This is a genomic window from Mycobacterium sp., from assembly GCF_040509115.1.
Classification (GTDB): domain Bacteria; phylum Actinomycetota; class Actinomycetes; order Mycobacteriales; family Mycobacteriaceae; genus Mycobacterium.
Genome location: NZ_JBEVLO010000536.1, coordinates 1 through 9,079 on the forward strand (window position 1 = coordinate 1; position 9,079 = coordinate 9,079).

The window sequence follows — 9,079 nt, forward strand, 5'->3', positions numbered from 1 at the left end:
ACGTCTAGTTCGGCACCAATCTCCCGTTCGCTGATGGGCGCTCCCGCGGTCAACCGTCCGTCAAGGATGCGATCGCGCAACTCGTCGAAGACGTACCGCGAGAGGTTTTGAGCCACGATCCTGGTATACCACCAACCTCCGAGGCGAGTCTGGGTATACCAGCAGGGCAGCTATCCGCCTCACGCCGGGCGCGCGCTCGGTGGCCCGGCCAGCCCACGGATCTAGCTTGCGCGGTCATATACCCAGGTAGCGAGGCCAGGTGCGAGGGAGAGAGCGCGGCCACGGTAACTCAACCTTTACCACGGCGTCACCGCCGGAAACATCCCAAGCCCTATTTTCGACGTAGCTGGTATACCACCAGGAATACGGATGAGGGGTCAGGCAGGAATGACGGGAAATCGGATCAGCGCGGGCGTCGAGGACCCCGCATCCGCCGAGGGCGGCCCATCGGACGGGCCCACAAAGGCGTCCTACGCCCAGCAGATCGAGAACGCCTATCAGCGCATCGGGGTCACGTCGGCACACTTCGGTGTCATCGCCATGGTGCTGTTCGGCGTGTTCTTCGACGCGATCGAGCAGAACACCGTCGGGATAGCAGGGCCGATGCTCAAGGCGCAGTGGGGACTTGGCGGCACGGAGATCGGCCTTCTCAACACCGCCACCTTCACGGCGGTGGCACTCGGTCGCGTGCTCGCCGGCGCCATCATGGACCGAGTCGGCCGCCGCCCGCTCCTCGGGGTGAACCTTCTGGTGTTCGCCGCGGGATCTCTCGTTTGCGCGCTCGCGCCGAACTACGAGGTACTGGTAGGCGCACGCTTCCTGGTCGGTCTGGGACTGGGCGGCGAGATCGCCATCGCCGTGATCATGATGTCGGAGTTCTTCTCGGCCAAGCACCGTGGCACCGCAGTCGGTCTCATCAACGTCGCTGCCGCCGGCCTCGGGAACATGCTGGCTCCACTGTTCGGCGTGATCGTGTTCGCGATCTTCAGCGGCGGCGAAGGATGGCGATGGCTGTTCGGCGTGCTGGTCTTGCCGGCCGTCGCCGTCGTGGTCTACCGGCGCGCACTCCCCGAGACCCCGCGCTTCCTCGTCGCCAAGGGACGCGTCGCCGAGGCGAACACGGTCCTGAACCGCCTCGCGACGGGCAAGCTGCGCGGCGAGCTCGACTCGCAGGAGACCTACCTGACCGAGGTGGACACGACCGACGAGGCTGCATCGCAGGCGAGGTGGACCGAAGCCTTCAGCGGACGCTACCGCCGCGCCACCGCGGCCCTTGGCGTCGCGGTATGCATGTCGTACGCCGCGCAAATCTCGATGCTGACACTGATTCCCGTCATCCTCACCGAACGCGGGATGTCGTTGACCAGCGCGCTCTGGTACACCCTGGTGATGCAGAGCGGCTCACTGGTCGGTGCGCTCACCGCAGCGGGACTGGCTCGACGCCTGCCGCGCAAGCTGACGCTGACCTCGGCGGCAGTCCTTGGCGTCGTCGCCGGGCTCGGCTTCGGGTTCTTCGCCGTCAACATCGGCCTGGTGCTGTTGTTCGGCTTCCTCTTCAACTTCGCGGTGATCATCCTGAACACCACCATCTGGTTGTTCGCCCCCGAGCAGTACCCGACCCGGATCCGCGGCCTTGCCACGTCGGTGATCCTGGCAATCGGCTCGTTGTCGGGAGGTTTGTTCCCGCTGATCGCCGGTGCCGTGCTGGACAACTACGGTGTCGGCGCGATGTTCGGACTTCTGACCGCCCTGTTCACCATCTGCGCGGTGGCAGTGCGCTTTCCGAACGAGACCCTCGGACTCCCGATGCCGGAGGACCAGTGACGGGGCGACGCACCAAGCTGCTGCTGGTCAACCCGAATACCAGCACGACGACGACGGCGATGATGGTCAGTGCGGCGCGCGGGACGATCGAACTGCTCGGCGAGGACGCGGTGGTGATGGGGGCCACCGCCGCGTCCGGCGCTGCGATGATCGTCGACCCCGCTGCGTTGGGCCTGGCCGCATCGGCGTCCGTAGCTGCGGGGATGGCCGGCGTCGAGGAGCACCGTCCGGACGCCGTCATCGTCGCCGCGTTCGGTGATCCCGGCGCCACGGAACTTCGGGCGGCACTGGGCATCCCGGTGTTCGGCATCGGTGAGGCGTCCGTACGCAAGGCGGCGCGCGGCGGACGCTTCGCGATCGTCACGTCGACCCCGCAGCTCCGCGAAGCCCTCGAATCTCTGGTCGAGACGCATTGCCCGACAGCCGACTTCGCCGGTGTGTTCGTCCCTGCTCGTGATCCGCTAGAACTCGCGCAAGATCCCGACCGCAACGTAGAGGCGCTCGACGGCGCCATCGACGCGGCCGTCGCGGCCGGCGCCGGATGCGTCGTGATCGGCGGCGGGCCGCTCACGGACGCCGCACGACGACTGGCGGCCAGGACCGACGTCGACGTCGTCGAACCCGTGCCATGCGCAGTGAGGCTCGCACTCGCGACGTTGCGATCCACCGCCGCGGTGCTAGCGTCGCGCCCATGAGTCTCACCGATCTCCCGCTGACCACACTCGACGGCAAGCCCACCACCCTGGCCGAAATCGCCGACGGCGCAGTACTCGTCGTGAACGTGGCATCCAAGTGCGGCCTGACGCCGCAGTACACCGCGCTGGAGAAGCTCGCGAAGGACTACGGCGACCAAGGGCTGACGGTCCTCGGCGTGCCGTGTAACCAGTTCATGGGCCAGGAACCGGGGAGCGCCGAGGAGATCCAGGAGTTCTGCTCGACGACCTATGGCGTGACGTTCCCGCTGCTGGCGAAGACCGACGTCAACGGCGCCGATCGGCACCCCCTCTACGTCGAGCTCACCAAGACCCCAGACGCCGACGGCGAAGCGGGGGACGTGCAGTGGAACTTCGAGAAATTCCTCCTGGCGCCGGGCGGTGAGGTGGTCCACCGATTCCGGCCGCGCACCGTACCCGACGCGCCCGAGGTCATCGCCGCCATCGAGGCCGTCCTCCCCGGATAACCCAAGACGTCAACTCCCGCCCGCCTGTCTGCAACCGTCGCGACATCTGACGTTGCCATACTTCGGGTCGTGGCCGGAAAACTGATCGTCTCGATCTCGGGGCTCAAGGAGCGCACCCTTGCCGACGTGGCTGCCTTCCACGCCGACCTCGCCGCGCGTGGCGTGCCCGTCTCGTTCATGGTCGCGCCGCGGCTGAAGGGCGGCTACCGACTCGACCACGACGCCCCCACCGTCGAGTGGCTGACGCGTCGCCGCGGCGACGGGGACGCGATCGTGCTGCACGGGTACGACGAGGCGGCCACGAAGAAGAAGCGCGGCGAGTTCGCCACCCTTCAGGCCCACGAGGCCAACTTGCGGCTGATGGGAGCCGACCGGGTACTCGAACACCTCGGCCTGCGGACTCGGCTGTTCGCCGCACCGGGCTGGACCGTGTCCCACGGCACGGTGACCGCTTTGCCGCGCAACGGCTTCCGTCTGCTCGCCGGGCTCGGCGGGGTGACCGACCTGGTACGCAACGTCACGCTGAAGGCCAGGGTCGTCGGCATCGGTGAGGGCTTCCTTACCGAAACCTGGTGGTGCCGCACCGTGGTGCTGTCAGCCGAACGCACCGCCCGCCGGTCCGGCACGGTGCGGCTCGCCGTGTCGGCAAGCCAACTGCGGCGCTCCGGCCCGCGGCAGGCCATGCTCGATGCCGTCGACCTCGCACTCATGCACGAATGCGTCCCCGCGGTGTACCGGTGGGACCCCCGACCCGTATTGGTCGACGCCGCCTGACCGCAGCCCGCTAACGTGGCTTCCCATGGCTGATGCTGACGTCATCGTGGTCGGAGCGGGGCTGGCGGGACTTGTCGCCGCCTGCGAGGTGATCGACAAGGGTCGCTCGGTGCTGATCGTCGACCAGGAGAACGCCGCCAACCTGGGTGGCCAGGCATTCTGGTCGTTCGGCGGGCTGTTCTTCGTCGACAGCCCCGAACAGCGCAGACTCGGCATCCGGGACGACCACGAGCTCGCCCTCCAAGACTGGCTGGGCACGGCGGGCTTCGACCGGCCGGAGGACCACTGGCCACGGCAATGGGCCCACGCCTACGTCGACTTCGCCGCGGGGGAGAAGCGCAGCTGGCTGCGCGAACGGGGACTGCAAACGTTCGCGCTCGTCGGCTGGGCCGAACGGGGCGGGTATGACGCACGCGGACATGGCAATTCGGTGCCGCGCTTCCACATCACCTGGGGCACCGGGCCCGCGATCGTCGACGTGTTCGCGCGGCGGCTGGTGAACCATCCCAGGGTGCGGTTCGCGCACCGCCACCGCGTCGACGACCTGATCGTCTCCGGCGGCGCCGTGACCGGCGTGCGCGGGGCGGTGCTGGAACCGTCCACCCAGGCCCGTGGTGTCGCATCGTCGCGAAATACGATTGGCGAGTTCGAGTTCCACGCGCCTGCGGTGATCGTCGCCAGCGGCGGCATCGGCGGCAACCACGACCTGGTGCGCAGGAACTGGCCCGCTCGGATGGGTCGCGTGCCCGATCAGCTGCTCAGCGGCGTCCCAGCGCACGTCGACGGCCGGATGCTCGGCATCACCGAAGCCGCAGGCGCCCACGCCATCAACGCCGACCGGATGTGGCACTACACCGAGGGGATCACCAACTACGACCCGATCTGGCCCAAGCACGGCATTCGCATCCTGCCCGGGCCCTCGTCCATCTGGCTCGACGCGACGGGACGCCGGCTGCCCGCACCCCTGTACCCCGGCTTCGACACCCTCGGCACGCTGGAGTACATCGCCAAGACCGGCCATGACTACACCTGGTTCGTGCTCAACGCGCGGATCATCGCCAAGGAGTTCGGCCTCTCGGGTCAGGAGCAAAACCCCGACCTCACCGGCCGCAGCGTGCGCCAGGTGCTGTCCCGCGTCAAACCGGGTGCCCCCGCACCCGTACAGCGGTTCGTCGACCAGGGAATCGACTTCGTCTCTGCCACCACCCTGCGAGACCTGGTGGCCAAGATGAACGACGTGCCCGACGTCGAACCGCTGGACTACGACGTCGTCGCCACCGAGGTGACCGCCCGCGACCGTGAGGTTGCCAACTCCTACACCAAGGACAGCCAGCTCACCGCCATCCGCGGCGCCCGCAACTACCTGGCCGACCGGGTCACCCGGGTGGTGGCGCCACATCGGATCACCGACCCCAAGGCGGGTCCGCTGATCGCCGTGAAGCTACACATCCTGACTCGGAAGTCGTTGGGCGGCTTGGAGACCGATCTCAACTCGCGGGTTCTCAAGGCCGACGGAACGACGTTCGACGGCCTGTACGCGGCAGGTGAGGCGGCCGGTTTCGGCGGAGGCGGAATGCACGGCTATCGCTCGCTGGAGGGCACCTTCCTCGGCGGATGCGTGTTCTCCGGTCGGGCCGCAGGCCGCGCGGCGGCCCGGGACACGGCTTAGCGCGCTAGGGGACATCGATCGTCGTCGTCACCGACACCATCTGCGGTAGCGCCGGAGCCGACGAGAAGCCAAAGCGCACAGGCGGTTCCAAGGCGGCCAGTCCGCCGAGGTCGACGCCACGGAAGCGGGCCCGGACCCCGGCGATGCGCCTGGTCCGCCGCACCCCGTAGTACTCGCGGCGACCATTGCCTGCGCTGCCCGCGGTGCGGACGCCGGGGATCAACCTGGCGGCTACCGGATCGATCGCACGCAGCCACAGCGGCGCGGTGGCGAGTCTGGCGGGTACCAGGCGCAGAAGCGCGTCGAACCGCGCAGGGCCCCCCAACCGAACCGCGACCTCGAGGTCCGGCGCGACGATGGTCAACCCGTCGGAGCCGTGCTCCGCCATGACGGAGCCGATCTCGGCGGAATCGAACGTGTAAGTGGCCGCGACGAACTCGGCGATCGCCTCGGTGGGGGCCAACAGGATGCGCTCGCCGTCGGCGGTCTCGACCATCACGTCGGCGAACCGCCCGAACGGTGACTGCAACCAGGAGCCGATGACCATCCGGACGCCTGCGACGGTGCCGAGGCCCGCGATGTAGCCGCTGAACGCCAGCCGTCGCTTCGCTCGCCCCACTAGCCTTGACCCCGTCGCTTCGCTCGCCCCACTAGAACTCCGTTCCGCTCTCCTCCTCCAGCACCTGGAAGTCGGTGTCGGTCATCTCCGACAGCCGGCCGTAGTAGATCCCGCGGGCCTCCTTGGCGACGACGCCCTGGTGGATCGGGACCGCATGGGTGGGCGCCACCGCGCGCAGGTAGTCGACCGCCTCGGAGACCTTCATCCAGGGCGCCGCCGCAGGCGTGGCCAACACGTCGACGGGCTCGCCGGGGGTGAACAGGGCGTCACCGGGGTGCATCAGCCGGGCGGGATGGCCCTCGTCGCCGACGAGGTACGAGATGTTGTCGATCACCGGGATCTCCGGATGGATCACCGCATGGGTGCCGCCCACCCCGCGCACCGACAGATGGCCCACGGACAGGGTGTCGCCGACGTTGACCGCCTTCCACGACCCGCCGAGCTGTGCGGCCGTCATGGGATCGGCGTACAGCGCCGCCTGCGGGTTCGCGTCGATGAGCGCGGGAAGCCGGGCGACGTCGGCGTGGTCGGGATGCTGGTGGGTGATGAGGATCGCCGTCAGGCCCGTGATGCCCTCGAACCCGTGGGAGAAGTTGCCTGGGTCGAACAGCACGGTGGTCTCGTCGTCGGCGTGACGGAAGCTCGCCAGCAGGCAGGAGTGGCCGAAGTGCGTCAGTTGCATGGGTCCATTGTGGCGCGTGGGGCCCGCTCGCGAGCCGCTTGGGCGAGACCGCCGTGACCGCCGGTAGAGTAAGCGCCGATTCAACCGAGAGAAGGAGCCCGCGCGTGGCCCGCGTCGTAGTGAACGTGATGCCCAAGACGGTGATCCTCGACCCCCAGGGTCAGGCGATCGCCGGAGCGCTGGGCCGCCTCGGCGTGACCGGCGTCTCAGATGTCCGGCAGGGCAAGCGCTTCGAGCTCGAAGTCGACGACAGCGTCAGCGACGAGACGCTCGCCGAGATCGCCGAGTCACTGCTGGCCAACACCGTCATCGAGGACTGGGCCGTGATCAGGGACGAAAAGTGACCGCCAGGGTCGGGGTCATCACCTTCCCTGGCACCCTCGACGACGTCGACGCGGCTCGCGCCGTGCGGTTGGCGGGCGCCGAGTCGGTCAACCTCTGGCACGCCGACGCCGACCTCAAGGGCGTCGATGCCGTCGTCGTTCCCGGCGGGTTCTCCTACGGCGACTACCTGCGGTGCGGCGCGATCGCCAAGTTCGCGCCCGTGATGGGTGAGGTCGTGACGGCCGCCCGCGGCGGCCTACCGGTGTTGGGGATTTGCAACGGCTTTCAGGTGCTGTGCGAGGCTGGCCTGCTCCCCGGCGCACTCACTCGCAACGCCGGTCTTCACTTCGTGTGTCGCGACGTGTGGCTGGAAGTCGCCTCGGCGTCCTCGGCATGGACCACCCGCTACGAGCAGGGAGCCGACCTGTTGGTGCCGCTCAAGTCGGGCGAGGGACGCTTCGTCGCGTCCGACGACGTGCTCGACGAGCTGGAGGGCGAGGGCCGCGTGGTGTTCCGCTACCGCGAGAACCCCAACGGCTCGCTGCGAAGCATCGCTGGCATCAGTTCGGCCAACGGCCGCGTGGTCGGGTTGATGCCACACCCCGAACACGCGACCGAGGCGCTGACCGGACCGTCCGACGACGGCCTCGGCCTGTTCTACTCCGCGCTGGACGCAGTCCTCGCGGCCTGACCTTGGGCTAGGCGACGGGCCGGAGCGCCAGTGAGCCGCCACCGACCGTGAGTACCGCGCCGTTGACGTAGCTCGCCGCGGGGGAGGCGACGAACGTCACGACGTTGGCGATCTCGTCGGCCTCGGCCGTGCGCCCCAGAGCGGTGCCGCGGCCGAGCCCTTCGATGAGGTCGTCCTCGAAGCTCGCCGTGCCCAGCGTCTGCGTCGGCCCGGGGGCCACTGCGTTCACCCGTACGCCCTGGCTGCCGAACTCGTCGGCCCACAGCTTGGTCAGCAGCTCGAGGGCCGCCTTGCTGGCCCCGTAGATGCCCGCACCCGCGGCCGGGGTCGACGCGGCGACCGTGGTGACGTTGATCACCGAGCCGCCGCCGCGCGCGATCATTCCCGGCACCAGCTTCTGCACCAGGACGTAGGGCGCACGCAGGTTGGTATTGATCTGGTCGTCGAAGTCGGCGTCGACGGTGTCGAAGGTGGGGGCGAAGCGGTAGATGCCTGCGTTGTTCACCAGGATGTCGACGGCGCCTGCCTCGTCGGCGAGCCTGCGCACGTCGTCGGCGACGGCCACGTCGGCGGCCACGAAACGTGCTGTGCCACCAGCATTTTCGATGTCCTGGACAGCCTTGGCGCCGCGCTCGGCATTGCGGCCGTGCACGATCACCTCGGCTCCCTCGGCGGCTAGCTGAGCGGCGATGGCGTAGCCGATGCCCGCCGTCGCTCCGGTTACCAATGCCGTCTTTCCCGCAAGTGTGTTGGCCATGGGGCTCGCCTCCTGGGCGTCGTGCTGGTTGAAGGTTGAAATTGATGGTTGAGGTTGAAGGGTGAAGTTGAAAGTTGAAGCCGTCGGCTGCAAGCCAAGTATTTGATCGTTTATTCCAAAACCAACGATCGGTCGTCGCCCGCCGCCCAGATCTGCGTGCGGGTCGTGCCGAGCCGCCGATCACGACCCCCTCGCAGAACTCGCGAACGGGTCGATTCCTGCCAACCGCCGCTCAATCTCTGCCAGCGGAATGAAAGCTCTGACCTGCCGGTTATAGGCATCAGACCGGCCGGGAAGGCCTCCCCACCGGAACCAGAAACAGACTCACTCACGAAAGAAGAACGACCATGAAGAACTTCGGATTCGCGACCATCACCACCGCCATCGCCGCCGGCCTCACCGCCGCCGTCCTCGGCTTCGCCGCCCCCGCCAATGCGGACCTGACCCACCACCAGTGGATCAACGACATCCAGCACTCGGCCACCACCGGCCAGGTCACCTCGACCGTCGGCAACGGCCGCTAAGACACCAGACACAGCAGGGGCACCCGGAAACGCGT

At 68.2% G+C, this 9,079-nt stretch carries 11 protein-coding genes; 8 read left to right on the forward strand and 3 right to left on the reverse strand.

What is annotated here, in order from left to right; genetic code table 11:
- Positions 1 to 369: 369 nt before the first annotated feature.
- From ABW137_RS35995 to ABW137_RS36015, 5 genes are all read left to right on the forward strand, one after another.
- A complete protein-coding gene (locus tag ABW137_RS35995; RefSeq protein WP_526407783.1) occupies positions 370 to 1,824 on the forward strand; it encodes an MFS transporter in 1,455 nt (484 codons plus the stop codon).
- On the forward strand, positions 1,821 to 2,519 hold the full coding sequence (locus ABW137_RS36000) for an aspartate/glutamate racemase family protein (protein WP_526407785.1): 699 nt from the start codon (positions 1,821 to 1,823) through the stop codon (positions 2,517 to 2,519). Before ABW137_RS35995 ends, ABW137_RS36000 begins: the two co-directional genes overlap by 4 nt.
- Positions 2,516 to 3,004 carry a glutathione peroxidase gene (locus tag ABW137_RS36005; RefSeq protein WP_526407787.1) on the forward strand — a complete coding sequence of 163 codons (489 nt, stop codon included), beginning with the start codon at positions 2,516 to 2,518 and terminating at the stop codon, positions 3,002 to 3,004. The genes ABW137_RS36000 and ABW137_RS36005 overlap by 4 nt, the downstream gene beginning before the upstream one ends.
- Before the next feature lie 69 nt (positions 3,005 to 3,073).
- The gene (locus ABW137_RS36010) at positions 3,074 to 3,778 is read left to right on the forward strand and encodes a DUF2334 domain-containing protein (RefSeq protein WP_526407789.1); all 705 of its coding nucleotides are present in this window, start codon (positions 3,074 to 3,076) and stop codon (positions 3,776 to 3,778) included.
- Between the two features lie 25 nt (positions 3,779 to 3,803).
- A complete protein-coding gene (locus ABW137_RS36015; RefSeq protein ID WP_526407791.1) occupies positions 3,804 to 5,447 on the forward strand; it encodes an FAD-binding dehydrogenase in 1,644 nt (547 codons plus the stop codon).
- A 4-nt stretch (positions 5,448 to 5,451) separates the two neighbouring features.
- Here ABW137_RS36015 and ABW137_RS36020 read toward each other — a convergent pair whose 3' ends face one another.
- Positions 5,452 to 6,066: a hypothetical protein gene (locus ABW137_RS36020; protein WP_526407793.1), complete on the reverse strand. Its 615-nt coding sequence runs from the start codon at positions 6,064 to 6,066 to the stop codon at positions 5,452 to 5,454.
- 31 nt (positions 6,067 to 6,097) lie between these two features.
- Entirely contained in the window at positions 6,098 to 6,748 is a 651-nt protein-coding gene (locus tag ABW137_RS36025; RefSeq protein WP_526407794.1) for an MBL fold metallo-hydrolase, read from the reverse strand.
- A 104-nt stretch (positions 6,749 to 6,852) separates the two neighbouring features.
- Between ABW137_RS36025 and purS the strand changes: the two genes are divergently transcribed.
- Entirely contained in the window at positions 6,853 to 7,092 is a 240-nt protein-coding gene (purS, locus tag ABW137_RS36030) for a phosphoribosylformylglycinamidine synthase subunit PurS (protein ID WP_526407796.1), read from the forward strand.
- On the forward strand, positions 7,089 to 7,763 hold the full coding sequence (purQ, locus tag ABW137_RS36035; RefSeq protein WP_526407798.1) for a phosphoribosylformylglycinamidine synthase subunit PurQ: 675 nt from the start codon (positions 7,089 to 7,091) through the stop codon (positions 7,761 to 7,763). Before purS ends, purQ begins: the two co-directional genes overlap by 4 nt.
- Positions 7,764 to 7,770: 7 nt before the next feature.
- Here the strand turns inward: purQ and ABW137_RS36040 are convergent, their stop codons facing one another.
- Positions 7,771 to 8,520, reverse strand: coding sequence for an SDR family NAD(P)-dependent oxidoreductase (locus ABW137_RS36040; RefSeq protein ID WP_526407800.1), 750 nt, complete (start codon positions 8,518 to 8,520; stop codon positions 7,771 to 7,773).
- A gap of 347 nt (positions 8,521 to 8,867) precedes the next feature.
- On the opposite strand from ABW137_RS36040, the gene ABW137_RS36045 reads away from it, so the two are divergent.
- On the forward strand, positions 8,868 to 9,044 hold the full coding sequence (locus tag ABW137_RS36045; RefSeq protein WP_526404575.1) for a hypothetical protein: 177 nt from the start codon (positions 8,868 to 8,870) through the stop codon (positions 9,042 to 9,044).
- Positions 9,045 to 9,079 lie beyond the last annotated feature (35 nt).

Coding starts and splice junctions, on each gene's coding strand:
- ABW137_RS36005 (WP_526407787.1), top strand. CDS start 2,516: ATGAGTCTCACCGATCTCCCGCTGACCACACTCGACGGCAAGCCCACC.
- ABW137_RS36040 (WP_526407800.1), bottom strand. CDS start 8,520: ATGGCCAACACACTTGCGGGAAAGACGGCATTGGTAACCGGAGCGACG.
- ABW137_RS36015 (WP_526407791.1), top strand. CDS start 3,804: ATGGCTGATGCTGACGTCATCGTGGTCGGAGCGGGGCTGGCGGGACTT.
- ABW137_RS36045 (WP_526404575.1), top strand. CDS start 8,868: ATGAAGAACTTCGGATTCGCGACCATCACCACCGCCATCGCCGCCGGC.
- ABW137_RS35995 (WP_526407783.1), top strand. CDS start 370: ATGAGGGGTCAGGCAGGAATGACGGGAAATCGGATCAGCGCGGGCGTC.
- ABW137_RS36025 (WP_526407794.1), bottom strand. CDS start 6,748: ATGCAACTGACGCACTTCGGCCACTCCTGCCTGCTGGCGAGCTTCCGT.